The organism is Streptomyces sp. NBC_00996, from assembly GCF_045162675.1.
Classification (GTDB): Bacteria; Actinomycetota; Actinomycetes; order Streptomycetales; family Streptomycetaceae; genus Streptomyces.
Genome location: NZ_CP108723.1, coordinates 2,578,967 through 2,594,531 on the forward strand (window position 1 = coordinate 2,578,967; position 15,565 = coordinate 2,594,531).

General features: G+C 70.0%; 15 protein-coding genes and 3 pseudogenes. 6 read left to right on the top strand and 12 right to left on the bottom strand.

The genetic code is table 11. The annotated features are described in order from the left end of the window. Positions 1–38 precede the first annotated feature (38 nt). A complete protein-coding gene (locus OG390_RS12290; RefSeq protein ID WP_406167419.1) occupies positions 39–617 on the bottom strand; it encodes a TetR/AcrR family transcriptional regulator in 579 nt (192 codons plus the stop codon). 91 nt (positions 618–708) lie between these two features. Between OG390_RS12290 and OG390_RS12295 the strand changes: the two genes are divergently transcribed. Both OG390_RS12295 and OG390_RS12300 read left to right on the top strand, forming a co-directional pair. Next, positions 709–1,155 (top strand): anthrone oxygenase family protein, encoded by a 447-nt coding sequence (locus OG390_RS12295; protein ID WP_406167421.1) that lies wholly within the window; start codon positions 709–711, stop codon positions 1,153–1,155. A 233-nt stretch (positions 1,156–1,388) separates the two neighbouring features. Beyond that, positions 1,389–1,814 carry a DUF4267 domain-containing protein gene (locus OG390_RS12300; RefSeq protein WP_406167423.1) on the top strand — a complete coding sequence of 142 codons (426 nt, stop codon included), beginning with the start codon at positions 1,389–1,391 and terminating at the stop codon, positions 1,812–1,814. Positions 1,815–1,943: 129 nt separating this feature from the next. On the opposite strand, the gene OG390_RS12305 is transcribed toward OG390_RS12300, so the two are convergent. Both OG390_RS12305 and OG390_RS12310 read right to left on the bottom strand, forming a co-directional pair. Then, on the bottom strand, positions 1,944–2,609 hold the full coding sequence (locus tag OG390_RS12305; protein ID WP_406167425.1) for a hypothetical protein: 666 nt from the start codon (positions 2,607–2,609) through the stop codon (positions 1,944–1,946). Next, positions 2,606–2,734: a hypothetical protein gene (locus OG390_RS12310; protein WP_406167427.1), complete on the bottom strand. Its 129-nt coding sequence runs from the start codon at positions 2,732–2,734 to the stop codon at positions 2,606–2,608. Before OG390_RS12310 ends, OG390_RS12305 begins: the two co-directional genes overlap by 4 nt. A 194-nt stretch (positions 2,735–2,928) precedes the next feature. On the opposite strand from OG390_RS12310, the gene dapA reads away from it, so the two are divergent. Then, the gene (dapA, locus tag OG390_RS12315) at positions 2,929–3,840 is read left to right on the top strand and encodes a 4-hydroxy-tetrahydrodipicolinate synthase (RefSeq protein ID WP_406167429.1); all 912 of its coding nucleotides are present in this window, start codon (positions 2,929–2,931) and stop codon (positions 3,838–3,840) included. A gap of 1,189 nt (positions 3,841–5,029) precedes the next feature. Here the strand turns inward: dapA and OG390_RS12320 are convergent. Continuing rightward, positions 5,030–5,587: pseudogene (locus OG390_RS12320) on the bottom strand (SigE family RNA polymerase sigma factor). A gap of 136 nt (positions 5,588–5,723) precedes the next feature. On the opposite strand from OG390_RS12320, the gene OG390_RS12325 reads away from it, so the two are divergent. Beyond that, a complete protein-coding gene (locus OG390_RS12325) occupies positions 5,724–6,233 on the top strand; it encodes a hypothetical protein (protein WP_406167431.1) in 510 nt (169 codons plus the stop codon). 640 nt (positions 6,234–6,873) lie between these two features. Here OG390_RS12325 and dapD read toward each other — a convergent pair. The 3 genes from dapD to OG390_RS12340 form a co-directional block, all read right to left on the bottom strand. Next, positions 6,874–7,863: a 2,3,4,5-tetrahydropyridine-2,6-dicarboxylate N-succinyltransferase gene (gene dapD, locus OG390_RS12330; RefSeq protein WP_406167432.1), complete on the bottom strand. Its 990-nt coding sequence runs from the start codon at positions 7,861–7,863 to the stop codon at positions 6,874–6,876. Positions 7,864–8,337: 474 nt separating this feature from the next. After that, positions 8,338–8,874 carry a TetR/AcrR family transcriptional regulator gene (locus tag OG390_RS12335; RefSeq protein ID WP_406167434.1) on the bottom strand — a complete coding sequence of 179 codons (537 nt, stop codon included), beginning with the start codon at positions 8,872–8,874 and terminating at the stop codon, positions 8,338–8,340. Between the two features lie 34 nt (positions 8,875–8,908). Continuing rightward, positions 8,909–9,229 (bottom strand): DMT family transporter, encoded by a 321-nt coding sequence (locus OG390_RS12340; protein ID WP_406167435.1) that lies wholly within the window; start codon positions 9,227–9,229, stop codon positions 8,909–8,911. Between the two features lie 146 nt (positions 9,230–9,375). On the opposite strand from OG390_RS12340, the gene OG390_RS12345 reads away from it, so the two are divergent. Continuing rightward, positions 9,376–10,443: an oxidoreductase gene (locus tag OG390_RS12345; RefSeq protein WP_406167437.1), complete on the top strand. Its 1,068-nt coding sequence runs from the start codon at positions 9,376–9,378 to the stop codon at positions 10,441–10,443. A 3-nt stretch (positions 10,444–10,446) separates the two neighbouring features. Here OG390_RS12345 and OG390_RS12350 read toward each other — a convergent pair. Continuing rightward, positions 10,447–10,850 (bottom strand): annotated as a pseudogene (locus tag OG390_RS12350) (VOC family protein). Positions 10,851–11,513: 663 nt separating this feature from the next. Here OG390_RS12350 and OG390_RS12355 point away from each other — a divergent pair. Beyond that, positions 11,514–12,405: pseudogene (locus OG390_RS12355) on the top strand (AbfB domain-containing protein). A gap of 285 nt (positions 12,406–12,690) precedes the next feature. Here the strand turns inward: OG390_RS12355 and OG390_RS12360 are convergent. From OG390_RS12360 to sufC, 4 genes are read right to left on the bottom strand one after another with little or no spacing between them, the layout of a single operon-like run. After that, complete coding sequence (locus OG390_RS12360) at positions 12,691–13,044, bottom strand: metal-sulfur cluster assembly factor (protein WP_406167439.1); 354 nt, start codon at positions 13,042–13,044, stop codon at positions 12,691–12,693. Beyond that, a complete protein-coding gene (gene sufU, locus OG390_RS12365) occupies positions 13,041–13,505 on the bottom strand; it encodes a Fe-S cluster assembly sulfur transfer protein SufU (RefSeq protein WP_369245764.1) in 465 nt (154 codons plus the stop codon). Before sufU ends, OG390_RS12360 begins: the two co-directional genes overlap by 4 nt. Positions 13,506–13,519: 14 nt before the next feature. Beyond that, positions 13,520–14,776 carry a cysteine desulfurase gene (locus tag OG390_RS12370; protein ID WP_399077695.1) on the bottom strand — a complete coding sequence of 419 codons (1,257 nt, stop codon included), beginning with the start codon at positions 14,774–14,776 and terminating at the stop codon, positions 13,520–13,522. Further along, positions 14,773–15,558: a Fe-S cluster assembly ATPase SufC gene (gene sufC / locus OG390_RS12375; protein ID WP_406167441.1), complete on the bottom strand. Its 786-nt coding sequence runs from the start codon at positions 15,556–15,558 to the stop codon at positions 14,773–14,775. Before sufC ends, OG390_RS12370 begins: the two co-directional genes overlap by 4 nt. Positions 15,559–15,565: the final 7 nt, after the last annotated feature.

Genomic DNA, 15,565 nt, shown 5'->3' on the forward strand with positions numbered 1-15,565 from the left:
GACCGGAAGCGATGCCGCGTGCCCGCCGGGATGGTGTGTCAGAGCACGGCGAGGCGGTCCACCAGCAGTTCCACCCTCTGCTCGGTGTCCTCCGGCGGCAGCCGTCCCGCCCGGGTCAGGGTCGCGATCCCGTGCAGGGACGCCCAGAACACCTCGGTGAACAGCCCCGGGTGGACACCGTCCCCGGCGACCTCGCCGAGGCACTCCAGCAGGGCGGCGAAGGCATCCTTGAGAGGTTCCGGGGTGTCCTCCTGCGCGTACGCCAGGCCGCCGTCGAGCTGGAACAGGGCGTCGTAGACCGCCGGGTTGCGCTCGGCGAAGCCGAGGTAGCCGCGGGCGAGGGCGGTGACCCGGGCGCGCGGACCGTCCGCGGCGGCGGTCGCGGCCCGCAGCGCCGCGGCCATCTCGGCAGCGCCCTCGAGGGCGACGGCGCCGATGATCTCGCGCTTGCCGCGGAAGTGGCTGTAGAGGACGGGTTGGCTGTACTCGATGCTCTCGGCGAGCCGGCGCGTGGTGACCGCGTCCCAGCCCTGCTGCTCGGCGAGTTCGCGGGCCGTCGCCACGATGAGGCGCTCGCGCTCCGCCCGTTCGCGGGCTTTGCGTTCCTGTACCGACATGATTCGATCCTAGCATCGCTAGACAAGCAAGCGGCAGTAGTACTAGCGTCGCCTCATCACCTAGCGACGCTAGATCCCAGGAGGGGTCATCATGCTCAACGCACTCGAGGTCGTCACCACCGTGGTCGTCGGCGTGATGGTGGGGGTGGAGTTCTCCGTCGCCTTCGTCATGAACCCGATCCTCAACGCACTCCCCGAGGACAGCGGCCAACTCGGCCACGCCCACGGGGGCCGGATGCTCGGCGCCGTCATGCCGGTCTGGTACATCGGCTCGCTCGTCCTCGCCGCGGTCTGGGCCGTCGCCGGATGGCACCACGCCGGCACCGGCCTCGTCGTCACCGCCGCCGGACTGCTGATCCTCACCGTGGTCATGTCGCTCCTGCTGCTCGTCCCGATCAACAACCGGAACAAGACGTGGACCCCCGAGAACCGGCCCGCCGACTGGAAGGAGCAGATGAACCGCTGGAACCGCTACCACTACATCCGCGTCGCCCTCCTCATCGCCGCCTTCGCCCTGCTGGTCGCCGCCCTCACCTGAGCCCGCGGGCCGACGCCGCGCAGGCGACGCACAATCCCCAATCCCCGGGCGGCAACGGGCCACCGAAATCCCAACATCCGGGAATGCAGCTGCCGTTCAGATCTCACAACTGCGAATCCCGACAAACCACGCCCCTCGATCAGCCGCGTCCGCGCGGCCTGGTCAGGCCCCACACGACTCAGCAAGCTTCACCAAGATCACCAAGCCGACGAAGACTCGCAAGGAGGAGAACAATGTCGCTGAAGAAGATCAACACCGTCCTGGCCGCCGCCTTCATCCTCTTCATCCTCTGGTTCGGGACGGAGTTCATCCTGAGCCCGGAGACGACGGCGCCGGGCTTCGGCCTGCCGAGCTGGCCGTCCGGCGACGGCGACGGCTTCCTGATCATCAAGGGAATCCGCGACGTCGTCCTGGCCCTGGTCCTGGGCATCCTGCTGGTGACGGGCCACCGCCGGGCGCTGGGCTGGGCGCTGCTGGTGGAGGCCCTCGCCGCGTACGGCGACATGGCCACCGTGCTGGCCCACCACGGCTCCGTGGCCACCGCGCTCGGCGTCCACGCCCTGACCGCGACACTGATGGTGGTCAACGGCCTGCTGATAATGCGCGAGACCCGCAAGGTCGCGGCCGCTCCGGCAACGCCCGTCCCGCAGCTCGCCTAGCACCACCTTGGCGCGTGCCGGTATTCGCCTGTCAGCGCCCACCGGGAAAGGCGAGGCGCACGATCTTCTTCCAGTGGACGGCGGCCTGGTCCCGTTTCTCCGGGATGCCGCCTCCCGCCCCCCAGCCCCTCACCGACTCTGCGTGCCACCCTCGTCGAAGCGCGCCAACTGGCTCTGGAACCAGTCGAGTCGAGCCTGCAACAAGGCCGCCTCGGCGACGAGTTCGGACACACCGAGATCGGCGGGCGCAGCCACGACACCACTCGCCGCCCGGACCCGCAGCCCCTCCCCCGCCACCCGCGCGAAGGAAGCGAGCGACAGGGACGTACGACCGCGTACACATCCCGCGCACGCCGCCGCCAGTGCGCGCCAACCCGGCCTGCCCCAGCCCGCGTCGGCCAGCGCGCCGGCCACGGCGCCGCAAGCGCACGGCTGGACGGTCGCCGTGCGCACCCGCTGCCGGGCGTACCGGAAGCCCTGTTCGAAGCGGATGTAGGCGCCGAGGACGGAGACTTCGAGGAGCACGGCCGCGCGGTGCTCTGCGGTGCAGAGCATCGCCTCGGCGCCGGCGCGGTCGTGCACGCAGTGGAAGCCGCAGTCGCAGCGGCGGTGCGGCGCCCGGTGCCGTCGCCCGTAGACACAGCGCGCCTCGTCCAGCACTCCGTACGGCAGCGCGCCGCCCAGCGATACGCCGGTGAACCCGGCCCTGGTGCCGTCCTGGGACAGCACCGGGTGGGCGATCTTGTATCCGGTCGGCGGCTCCGTCGGTCGTTCCTCGGGGAGCCGCAGCCTCATCGGCCGACCGGAACCGCTTCGGACACGGACGCTTCGCACTCCTCCACCATCTCGGGGAGTTCTTCTTCCTCCGTGTGAACCTGCTCTTCCGCAACTCCGGTGGCGAGTGCCTTGCCGAGCCTCATGACGCCTCCCGCGGTCTGCCGCCGACTTCCGTCCTCGTCATGGTGACCCATAAGGGGCTGATTTGACACCAGGGCCTCGACCTCCCGGACGGCGGGCGTCGCCTCTCGGATCTCCCCACGCCGTAGCATCCGTTGCCGATACCCCGTAGAAGAATTAAGTGGAGCTTCACAGTATGGATGCCGACACTACTTCCATGACCACCACGACCTCGCCATCTGCCGCCACCCCCTTCGGCCGCGCCCTCTGCGCGATGATCACGCCGTTCACCGCCGCGGGCGCGCTCGACCTCGACGGTGCGCAGCACCTCGCCGACAAGCTGGTCTCCGAGGGGTGTGACGGGCTGGTCCTCTCCGGCACCACGGGCGAGTCGCCGACCACGACGGACGCGGAGAAGGCCGCGCTGGTGCGGGCGGTGCGGGAGGCGGTCGGTGACCGGGCGTCGATCGTGGCGGGCGTCGGCACGGCCGACACCCGGCACACGGTGGAGCTGGCCCTGGAGGCCGAAAAGGCGGGAGCGGACGGGCTGTTGGTGGTCGCGCCGTACTACAGCAGGCCCCCGCAGGACGCGGTCGAGGCGCACTTCCGCGAGATCGCGGACGCCTCGGGGCTGCCGCTCGCGCTGTACGACATCCCCGGCCGCACCGGTACGCGCATCGAGCCGGACACGATGATCAGGCTCGCCGGGCATCCGAGAATCGTGGCGGTCAAGGACTGCGCGTACGACCTCCTGGGCACCCAGAAGGTGTTGGCCCGGACGGAGTTGGCGTACTACGCGGGCTGCGACGAGTACGTCCTCGCGCTGTACGCGATCGGCGCGAGCGGATGCATCAGCACCGTCGCGAACGTGACACCACGTCAATTCCGTTCGATCCTGGACATGTTCGACGCCGGCGACACCGCCGAGGCGGCCCGCTGCCAGCAACAGGCCGTCCCGCTCATCGAGTTGATGATGTCCTCCGGTCTGCCCGGCACCGTCACGGCGAAGGCGGTGCTGGGGGTGCTGGGGCTGCCCGCGGGACCGGTCCGGTCACCGCTGCGGCCCGCCGACCGCGAGACGGTCGATGGGCTGTTCGCGGCGTACGAGGAGTTGGTCACCGCCCGCTGAACAAGGGCTCCCAGTGCCCGGGGTCGTAGTAGTCCTGCGGGCTGAAGTCGCTGAGCGGCACGATCTTGTGGTTGCCGAGGGTGATGAGCACGAGCCGCTTCGGGATCCCCTTCCGGCCTTCGTCGAGCTGCCAGGCGATGAACCGCTTGTTGCCGGCCCAGGCGAGCGGGTCGATGTGGTCCGCGTCGGGCACCTTGCGGACCGGCTTGCCCGTCGGCCACCTCCCTCACCCCCGAGGGGTGGCCCACGAGCTTCCCGTCGGGCGAGAACCCGATTTCCTCGTCGACGAGCTTCGTCTCGTCGGCGGGCGTGGGCACCGTCATGCCCCGCAGGTCGCGGTAAAGGCGGTAGGGCTCTTTGGAGATGAGCTCGTAGAGGAGTGTGCCGTCGTGGTTGAACGTGAAGTTCCTGCGGGAGTTGAGCGAGTTGCCGTACCGGTCCTGCCAGAAGGGTGCCTCGTGCCAGTCGGGTTTCCCGGATGCGAGATCGATGAGGGTTAACCCGGTCCTGCTGGGAACGGGCAACGGCTCCTCCCACGTGCCGTTGTCGTGGTGCATCTCCTGCCGGTGGCTCCAGTACAGCCGGTCCGGGTCCTTGGCGTACGTCGTCGCGACGAGCTTCTTGCCGTCGGGCGAGAAGTCGACGCCGGCCACACCCTGCGGCACCGGGATCCAGCAGTCCACCTTGCCGGTCATCAGGTCGAGCAACCCGACGCGCCGCGCGGGCAGTTGCCGCTCGAGGACGGCCGCCGTCCGGCCCCCCGGCGCAATGTCCACCAAGGACCAACGGGAGTCCTTCACGTACTTGCCCGTCTTCTGGTCGAGCAGACTGTACGTCCGCGTGATGATCTGGTCCTTGTTCGGCTGCGTCACCATCTTGGTGGTGCTGAACCCGGCGACCACCGTGTCTCCCACCGCGATCAGATCGCGCGGCGGCGACTGGTCGGGGTGGGCGATGATGCCGCTCCGGTTCATCCTGCCCGCCGGGCGGACGTCGTCCCCGCCGGTGTCGAGCAGCGGCACCGCCACGGCCATCGCGACGGCGGCCGCCGTCGCCGCCGCGGCGCCCGCGATGGTCCGGGTCCTGCGGCGCCTGCGGACGGCGAGCACGCGGTCCGCGAAGCCGGGCGGTGCGGGCACGCCGTCGGCGGCCTGCTCGTGGAACGTGTCGCGTACGAGTTCTTCGACGTTCACGGACGTACCTCCACGGGCGAGAAGTCACGGGACGGAGGCTGTGCGCCGCCCTCCGGGCCGAGCGCGGCCAGTCAGGGGGCGAGCGCCCGCAGCCGGGCGAGCGAGCGGTGCGTCGTGGACCGTACGGTCCCGACGGAACAGCCGAGGAGCCGGGCCACATCGGCCTCCGGCAGATCCTCGAAGTAGCGCAGCACGAGCACGGTGCGCCGGCGTGCCGTCAGCCAGGCGAGCGCCCCGCGCATCACGACGCGCAGTTCGGCGGCGGACAGGTCGTCCGCGCCGGGCGACGCCTCGGGCGGCTCGGCGACGCTCAGCTCCCGTCTCGGCCACTTCAGCCGCCGGCGGCTCACCTGCTGCCGGTACAGGATCTGCCGTACGTAGGCCTCGGGCTCGTCGATACGATGCCACCGCCCCGCGGCCTTGATCAGGGCGTTCTGCAGCAGGTCCTCGGCGGCGTGCCGGTCGCCGCCGCTGAGCAGCACAGCCGTCTTCAGCAGCGCGGACGACCGGTTCGCCACGAACTCCCGGAAGCTCTCGTGCGCTTCGGCATCCATCGTCACCTTCTCTTCCCCGGCGTCCCCTGTGGCCCGCCCTTGTGCCCCTTGTGACGTGCCCGCCCGCCCGCGGCTATGCCTTCGGACCGGAAACAATTCCCGGCCTGCCCCGCTCGGTCTCGCTTACGGTGGCCTGGTGAGCCGACCGCTGCTGTTCCTCGACGTCGACGGCCCCCTCAACCCGTGGGCCGCCCAGCCGGAGCGCCGGCCCGAGGGCTATACGACGATCCGGGTGACCCTCACCCCCGGCAGACCCCTGCGTGTCTGGCTCCACCCCGACCACGGCCGCGCCCTCCTCGGCCTCGGCTACGACCTGTGCTGGGCCTCCACCTGGATGGACGCCGCGAACCGCTGGATCGCACCCGTCATCGGTCTCCCCGAGCTCCCGTATGTCGACTTCACCGGCGCGCTGTTCGCATACCGGCCCGACGGGGTGCACTGGAAGACGGAACGGATCGTGGCCTACGCGAAGGGCCGCCCCTTCGCGTGGGTGGACGACGAACAGAGCCCGGCGGACGACGCGTACGTGGCCGCCCACCATCCCCGGCCCGCGCTGCTCCATCACGTCAATCCCCGACTCGGGCTGCGCGCGGACGACTTCGTGCGACTGGCGGAGTTCGCCGCGGCCCAGGCGGCGGAGCGGTAGCACTCCACGGTGGCACGCCGGCCGTGGCCGATCGTGAAGGCGTTCGGCCCGACGTCGTCGATGACCCGCGCCCGCGGGGCCCCGCTCCGAGCCGTGCCGCTTGACGGCCGACGATCTCTTCCGGCCGCTGCCGCTCCGCCACGGCTCGCGACCTCATTCCACCGGCGGTTGAAGCACGCGCCAAGCCGAGCGCCCGCGCTCCGTGGGGAGCGCGGGCGCGGGCGACTGCGCGAGCGGCCACGAACCCTCCGTGGCCGGCCAACCACCTAGTGCCGCGTCAGCCAGGGTTTGCCTGTTGAGGAGCTGCGTCCTGTGCGTGCTCTGGGGATCCCCCCAGCCGAAGGCTGGGGGGAGTGCCGGCCGGAAATCCTCGTACTGGACGTACTTGGGCTTTCGGCCGGTGCGGCGAGTGGGGGCACCTCCCACGCCCTTGAGACAGTGGGGGAGCGTGCCGGGCGTCGCGACGGGGCGAACCTCGGCTGCCGCGGCACTAGTGTCCTGCGCCATCAATTCGTCGTTAGTTCTTGGTGCCCCACTGCCGCCGACTTGGCCGAATACTCGCAGGCCGGGGCTGGATGGGCGGACAACCAACCCGGCCGGGCAAGGCGCGAATCCACCGACGAACTTCTGGCGCAGCGCACTAGTTGTGGCTGTGCAGGACGTCGTTGAGACCGCCCCAGATCGCGTTGTTCGGGCGGGCCTCGACGGCGCCGGTGACCGAGTTGCGGCGGAAGAGGATGTTCGAGGCGCCGGAGAGCTCGCGGGCCTTGACGATCTGCCCGTCGGGCATGGTCACCCGCGTGCCGGCGGTGACGTACAGACCGGCTTCCACCACGCACTCGTCACCGAGCGCGATACCGACGCCCGCCTCGGCGCCGATGAGGCAGCGCTCGCCGACGGTGATGCGGACGTTGCCGCCGCCGGAGAGAGTGCCCATGGTGGAGGCGCCGCCCCCGATGTCGGACCCGTCACCGACCACGACACCGGCGGAGATACGGCCCTCGACCATCGACGTGCCGAGCGTGCCCGCGTTGAAGTTGACGAAGCCCTCGTGCATGACCGTGGTGCCCTCGGCGAGGTGCGCGCCCAGCCGTACCCGGTCGGCGTCGGCGATCCGGACGCCCTTCGGGGCGACGTAGTCCGTCATGCGCGGGAACTTGTCGATGGACGTCACCTGGAGGTGCAGGCCCTGCGCGCGCGCGTTCAGCCGGACCTTCTCGACGTCGTCGACGGCGACCGGGCCGAGCGAGGTCCAGGCGACGTTGGCGAGGTGGCCGAAGATGCCGTCCAGGCTCTGGCCGTGCGGCTTGACCAGGCGGTGCGAGAGCAGGTGCAGACGCAGGTAGGTGTCGTGCGCGTCGAGCGGCTTGTCGTCCAGCGAGGCGATGACCGTACGGACCGCGACCACCTCGACGCCACGACGGGCGTCCGGGCCGATGGCCTTCGCCGCGCCCTCGCCGAGCAGCTCCACGGCCTGCTCGACGGACAGCCGCTCGGTACCGGCCGGGCCGGGCTCGGCGGACAGCCCGGGAGCAGGGAACCAGGTGTCGAGAACGATGCCGTCGGCGGTGAGGGTGGCGAGCCCGGCGGCGACGGCGCCGGTGGTGCGAGAAGCAGTCGTGTCGGTCATGGGTGAAACCTAACTTGGCAGGGCCCGCCCGGGCGAACCGGTGCGCCCGCCATCTCACGTGCCGGGCGCACGATACGGCTCCGGGCGGCGCCGCCCTCCGCGAGGACGCGACTCATGCCCTCCGCGAGGACGCGGCTCACGCCCTGCCGCCCTTCCGCCTCAGGGCCGCTCCCCTTCCTTGTCGACGAGCGCGGCCTCAAGGACGGCCTCGTTGTTCATGACCGCGACCGACTTCCAGGTACCGCCGCTGCGACGCATGGTCCCCCAGCCGCTGAAGTGGTACGTCCGCAGCTCCAGGAGCAGCAGGTTCGGCAGTGCGGACCGCGCCTGACCCCGAGGGCGGGGGCAAGGATTCGGGGCGTGGCGGTGGCGGTCCGGTCACGTGGTCTCCGTGTGGCGTGGTCGGGGTGAGCATGTCACCCGGTGTTCCCCGATGGGGCGCGGAGGTTCACGGCTCCCGCCGAGCCGCCGTGATCAGCCGGTGATCCGCCTCAACATGTCCCGCGCGTATTCCTCGTCGTACGAAGCGTCGGTGAGCAGCACCTGCAGACAGATGCCGTCCATGAGCGCGACCAGCGCCCGCGCGGTGACCGGATCCGTGCGGCGGCACAGCAGCTCGGCGAGGTCCTGGGCCCACTCGGCGGCGACGGGCCGCAGGGCGGGGCGGCGCAGGGCGGCGAGGTAGAGCTCGTACTCCAGCTCGACACCGGTACGGTCGCCGGCGAGCCACTCGCCCATCCAGCCGGCGAGCTCCGCGGCCAGATCGGTCCGCGGATCCTCCATGCCGCCGCGCGCGGCGATCACCTTGGCGAAGCCCTCGTTGGCCTGCCGCAGCGCGGCGACCATCAGCTCGTCGAGGGTCTTGAAGTGATAAGTGGTGGAGCCGAGCGGCACATCGGCCTCCGCGGCGACAGAGCGGTGGCTCAGCCCGGCGAGCCCCTTGGCGCCCACGACCCGGATCGCCGCGTCGATGATCCGCCGACGTCGCTCGGGGTCGTACCGGCGGGCCATCAGGACTCACCGCCGGGCCCGGGGCGCGGTGCCATCAGTGCGCACCGCCCAGGTTCAGCAGCACGACCCCGCCGATGATCAGCGCGATCCCGGCGACCTTCGCGGCGTTGAGCCCCTCTCCGAGGAACACCATGCCGATCGCGGCGATGACGGCGGTGCCGACCCCGGCCCATATCGCGTACGCCGTGCCGACGGAGACCGTCTTCAGGGTCTGCGCGAGCAGTACGAAGGCGATGACGTAACCGAGCAGGGTCACCAGCGACGGCCACAGCTTGCTGAAGCCGTCGCTGTACTTCATGGCGGTGGTGCCCGCCACCTCCGCGGCAATGGCGCCGGCGAGCAGCACATATCCCATGCGTACGAGTGTACACATCGATGCGTACGCCCGTACACAAGGCCACCGCGCACACCCCATGGGCACCACCAGCCGCACCGGATATCGTTCGCGATCACAGTGGGGGCTGGAGTCGGAGACTCCCGGAGCATCGGAGCGCAAGAGGAATGTCGGACACATCGGGGTGGGGACCATCGGGGCCGTACGGCGGCCCTCCGGGCGGCTGGGGCTGGGCGCCGGCACCTCCTCCGCCCAAGCCGGGTGTCATACCCCTGGCCCCGCTCGGCGTGGACACGGTCTTCGGCGGCGCCTTCGCGACGATGCGGCGGTACGGACGTTCGTTGTTCGGGCTCGCCGTCCTGGTCCATCTCGCGCTGGGCGCCCTGGTCGCGGGCGCGGCGGTCGTCGCGTACGCCGCCGTGAGCGACCATCTGCACGCCCTGTACGACACCCCCCGCAACCCGCCCTGGGCCGAGATGCGGCCCGTCCTGCTGGCGTTCGGCGCCGTCTGGGCCTTCGCCCTCGTGGGCTTCACGCTCGCGGGGGCCTTCGTCCAGGCCTCGTGCGCGGCGACGATTCACGACGCGGTGCTCGGCCGGCGGGCCACTCTCGGCCAGATCTGGCGGCGCACCTGGCCGCGCACCCCGTCGGTGCTCGGCGTGACGCTGCTGCTCGGGCTGATCCTGCTGATCCCGACGCTGCTGTTCCTCGCGGTCTTCGCCTCGCTCTTCCTCGCTCTGCTCCTCGGCAGCGCTCCGCTGTACGGGGCCTTCTTCCTGCTCACACTGCTCGCCGTACCGCTGGCGGTCTGGCTCTACGTCCTGTTCTGCTTCGCCCCGGCCGCGGCCGTGCTGGAGGCGGCGGGGCCCGTGCAGGCGCTGCGGCGCTCGGTGCGGTTGGTGCGGGGCGCGTGGTGGCGGACGTTCGGCATCACCCTGCTGGGCGGTCTGACGGCGCTGATCGTGTCGCTCGCGGTCCGGCTGCCACTGGCGTTCGCAGCGCCCGGTCCGCAGCCGTACGACGCCTCGTCGCCGCCGGTCACGGACGCGGCGGACGCCTTCGCGCAAAGCCTGCCCCACGCGGGCGTCTACCTCTTTCTCTCGTTGGCCGGAAGTCTCCTCACTCAACTGTTCGCCATGGTGTTCCTGCCCTTGGTCACGGCCCTGCTCTACATCGACCAGCGCATCCGCAAGGAGGGACTCGCGGACGTGCTGCTGCGAGTGTCCGGATCGTAGAGGTCAGTCCACGAGTGACTTCTTGGGACGCAGCACACAGAATTCATTGCCCTCGGGGTCGGCGAGCAAGACCCAGCTGACGTCCTCGCCCTGCCCGACGTCGGCCCGGCGCGCTCCGAGGGCGAGGATGCTCCCCCAGCCTTCGGCCGGGGGGACCCCCACCTCGCTTCGCTCGCCTCGGCGGCCTGGTCGTCCGGCGTGAGGCCGATGTGGAGCCGGTTCTTGACGGTCTTGGGCTCGGGGACCGGGACGAAGCAGAGCCCGGGCAGGGCGTATGCGTCGGCGCCGATGACGATCTCGTCCTCGGCCTCGAACAGCACGCGCCAGTCGAGGACTTGACACCAGAAGCGCGCCTGCACGGGCAGGTCGTGCGCGTCGACGACGAGGTGGTAGAGGGAGACGGCCATGGACGGCAGCGTCCTCCGGTCCGGTGACGCACGCCACCGCGTTGGCGGACGCACCCGCCACCACACCGGCGGGAAGACCCGCCACCAGACCGGCGGGAGGACCCACCACCGCACGGGCGGGCGGACCTGCCACCACACCGGCGGGCGGATCCGCGGCACTTCCGCACGGTCCATGAACAGACAGGTCACGGGCTTGTCCGTGCTCTCGGCCGGATTCCCCCGTGGGTGGCCACGTGCAGTTTTCTCTCCGCGCGTGGACGAGCGTGGCCGTGGCTCCGGCTGGGCAGGGCAGGCCGGCTAGGCCCTGAACTCTGACGTCGTCATCAACTGACGGGCCACGGGCCCCGGTTCACGCATCCGTGCCGACGCGCCGCCGGCCCGCCGCACCGCACCCCCCGACGGGCCCGCTGCGAGATGGCGCGGATCAGCGAACCAGTGCGTCACCAGATCACTGGATCAGTGGATCAGTGGATCAGCAGGGAAGCGACTGCTCAGGACTCACCATGTCCACTATTGTTTCACCAGTTGCACACACCGCCTCCACGGTTGCCGCCGTTGCGTGTGCCCGCGCCTCCCCCCTCTTCTCTTGTGCGAGGAACGCGCATGCCAGAAAGAACGCTCGCTCCCGGGCCCAACGACGACCGGCCCTCCCCCTCCACGGAGATGGCGCCCTGGCGCCCGAGCCCGTACGGCACTCCCTACCCCGTGCGGACGGATTTCGCCCCGGAATCAACGGCGCCGTGGGAACCCGGCCGGGTCGCGGACGAGGACCGGCTGCCCGGGACACGGCGGCTCTGGCTGGCCGGCGGGCTCGCGGTGGCGGTGCTGATCGCAGCCGCGACAGCAATCGCCGTACAGCGGAACGACACTGACATCTCATCAGGTAATCGGGCGAAGGAGACCGGCACCGACACGGGGCTCGTGATTCCGCCGGGCGGGTCCGCCGCGGCCACCGACACGACCGTGGCCGCGGCGCGCGAGAGCGCGCCGTCCTCCCCGCAGTCCTCCCCCTCCGCCGCGCAGGGATCCGTCTCGCCCGAACCCTCGGGACAGGGTTCCGACGACCGACCCGTCCCCGGTCCGTCGCAGTCCGCCTCGGCAGACAAGTCCCCCACGTCCAAGCCGGCCTCCGCACGGAAGTCGCTCCAGTCGGTCAACTACCCCGACCGCTACTGGCATGTGAGCGACGGCTTCGTCCGGCTCGACCCAGTGTCTACGGGCAGCTCGGCCACTACGCGGCAGGAGGCCGGCTTCACGGTGGTCAAGGGACTCGCCAACTCCTCCTGTTACTCCTTCACCACCGCCGACGGCGCCTACCCCCGCCACCGCAATCTCCCTGCGCGCCGACCGCGGCGACGGCTCCGACCTCTTCGAGAAGGACGCCACCTTCTGCCCCCGGGCGTCGTCGTACACCGGCGCCATCATGCTGGAGTCGGTCAACTACCCGGGCCGCTACCTGCGCCACCGCAACTTCCGTCTCCACCTGGACCCGTACGACAACAGCAAGCTCTACCGCGCGGACTCGGCGTTCCGTGTGGTGAAGGGCTGGGGCTGAGCCCGGAGCCCGGAGCCCGGAGCCCTCAGGGCTTACCCGGGTGTGCCGGGTTCCCGGAGCGTGCCACCATGCGCTCATGCGGCCGACGGTGCTCCAAGCTCGGACTCCTCGACTCCCTCGCCGACCACCGCCGTGTTCCGGCCTATCTCCAGGTCACCCGTGGACCGCACGTGACGGCGCCTGACGGCCCCTGACCGCGCATGACCGCAAAAAGCGATGGGCCACACCCCCGGCTGGGGGTGTCGCCCATCGCCACGTGCGGAAGGCCAAAACGTACCGAGAACCTCAGACGTTGAACCCGAGCGCCCGGAGCTGCTCGCGCCCGTCATCCGTGATCTTGTCCGGGCCCCACGGCGGCATCCAGACCCAGTTGATGCGCAGCTCGTTGACGAGGCCGTCCGTGGCGGACTTGGCCTGGTCCTCGATGACGTCGGTGAGCGGGCAGGCCGCAGACGTCAGGGTCATGTCGATCGTCGCGATGTTCGCGTCGTCGATGTGGATGCCGTAGATCAGGCCGAGGTTGACGACGTCGATGCCCAGTTCGGGGTCGACGACGTCGTACAGCGCCTCGCGGACCTCCTCCTCGGAGGCCGGCTTCGTCGTCAGGCCCTCTTCCGATGTCACAGTGTTCTCGCTCATGCCGTCTTCCTCTCGGCGCTCTCGCCCAGGGCCTGGGCGGTCGCGTCCTTCCACGCCATCCAGCTCAGGAGGGCGCACTTGACCCGGGCCGGGTACTTGGAGACACCGGCGAACGCGACCGCGTCCTCCAGCACCTCCTCCATCGCGTCGTCCGGCTCGATACGGCCCTTGGACTGCATCAGCTCCAGGAAGGTCTCCTGGATCTTCTGCCCCTCGGACACGTCCTTGCCGACCAGGAGCTCGTTCAGCACGGAGGCCGAGGCCTGGCTGATCGAGCAGCCCTGGCCCTCGTACGAGATGTCCGCGATCCGCTCGCCGTCGTACTTCACCCGCAGCGTGATCTCATCGCCGCACGTCGGGTTGACGTGGTGCACCTCGGCATCGCCATCCCGCAAGCCCCGCCCGTGCGGGTGCTTGTAGTGGTCCAGGATGACTTCCTGGTACATCGAATCAAGCTTCACGTCTCAGCCGCTCCTCAGCCGAAGAAATTCCGGACGTGCTCCAGGCCGTCGACCAGTGCGTCGATCTCGGCCGGCGTGGAGTACAGATAGAACGACGCTCGCGTGGTCGCAGGAATTCCGTACCGCAGGCAGACCGGGCGGGCGCAGTGGTGGCCGACCCGGACCGCGATGCCCTGCTCGTCGAGGACCTGGCCCACGTCGTGCGGATGGATGTCACCCAGCGTGAACGAGATCGCCGCGCCGCGGTCCTCGGCCGTGGTCGGACCGATGATCCGCAGGTCGGGGACCTCGGCGAGCCGCTTCACCGCGTACTCGGTGAGCGCGTGCTCGTGGGCGAGGATCTTGTCCATGCCGATCGAGGTCAGGTAGTCGATCGCCGCGCCCAGACCGACCGCCTGGGCGATCGGCGGGGTGCCCGCCTCGAACTTGTGCGGGGCCGGGGCGTACGTCGACGAGTGCATCGACACGGTCTCGATCATCTCGCCACCGCCGAGGAACGGCGGCAGGTCCTCCAGGAGCTCCTGACGGCCCCAGAGGACGCCGATGCCCGTCGGACCGCACATCTTGTGGCCGGTGAAGGCCACGAAGTCGGCCTGCAGGGCCTGGACGTCGAGAGGCATGTGGGGTGCCGCCTGCGAGGCGTCGATCAGGACGAGGGCGCCGACCTCCTGGGCGCGGCGCACTATCGCCTCGACCGGGTTGACGGTGCCCAGGATGTTCGACACCAGCACGAAGGAGACGATCTTCGTCTTCTCCGTGATGATCTCGTCGATGTTCGAGAGGTCGAGGCGGCCGTCGTCGGTCAGGCCGAACCACTTCAGCTTCGCGCCCGTGCGCTGCGACAGCAGCTGCCACGGAACGATGTTGGAGTGGTGCTCCATCTCCGTGATGACGATCTCGGTCTCGTGGTCCACGCGGTAGGGCTCGTCGGCCCAGCCCAGCATGTTCGCCACGAGGTTGAGCGACTCGGAGGCGTTCTTGGTGAAGATCACCTCGTCACGGCTCGGCGCGTTGATGAACGCGGCGACCTTGTCGCGCGCGCCCTCGTACAGCGCCGTGGCCTCCTCGGCGAGCACATGCACACCGCGGTGGACGTTGGCGTTGTAGCGCTCGTAGTACTCACTGAGGGCGTCCAGTACCTGGCGCGGCTTCTGCGAGGTCGCCGCGTTGTCCAGATACACGAGCTTCTTGCCGTCGTGGACCAGTCGGTCCAGGACGGGGAAGTCCTTGCGGATCGCCTCGGTGTCGAGGAGGCCCGGCAACTGTGTCACGCGGATACGCCACCCTTCGTGTCGACTTCGTCGTGCTTCGCGTAAGCCTCGTAGCCCTCGTTCTCCAGCTTGTCGGCGAGCTCGGCGCCGCCGGACTCGACGATCCGGCCGCCGGAGAAGACGTGGACGAAGTCGGGCTTGATGTAGCGCAGGATGCGCGTGTAGTGCGTGATGAGCAGGGTGCCCACCTCGCCGGTCTCACGGACGCGGTTGACGCCCTCGGAGACGATGCGCAGGGCGTCGACGTCCAGGCCGGAGTCGGTCTCGTCGAGGATCGCGACCTTCGGCTTGAGAAGCTCCAGCTGGAGGATCTCGTGGCGCTTCTTCTCACCGCCGGAGAAGCCCTCGTTCACATTGCGCTCGGCGAAGGCCGGGTCCATGTTGAGGCGCTCCATGGCCTCCTTGACCTCCTTCACCCAGGTACGCAGCTTGGGGGCCTCGCCGCGCACGGCCGTGGCCGAGGTGCGCAGGAAGTTGGAGACCGAGACGCCGGGGACCTCGACGGGGTACTGCATCGCCAGGAACAGGCCCGCGCGGGCACGCTCGTCGACGGACATCTCCAGGACGTCCTCGCCGTCGAGGGTGACGGTGCCGCTGGTGATCGTGTACTTCGGGTGGCCCGCGAGGGAGTAGGCGAGGGTCGACTTGCCGGAGCCGTTGGGGCCCATGATGGCGTGCGTCTCGCCCTGCTTCACGGTCAGGTCGACGCCCTTGAGGATCTCCTTCGTGGCGTTGTCGGCCTCGACGGTGACGTGCAGGTCGTGGATTTCAAGCGTTGCCATGGGTTCC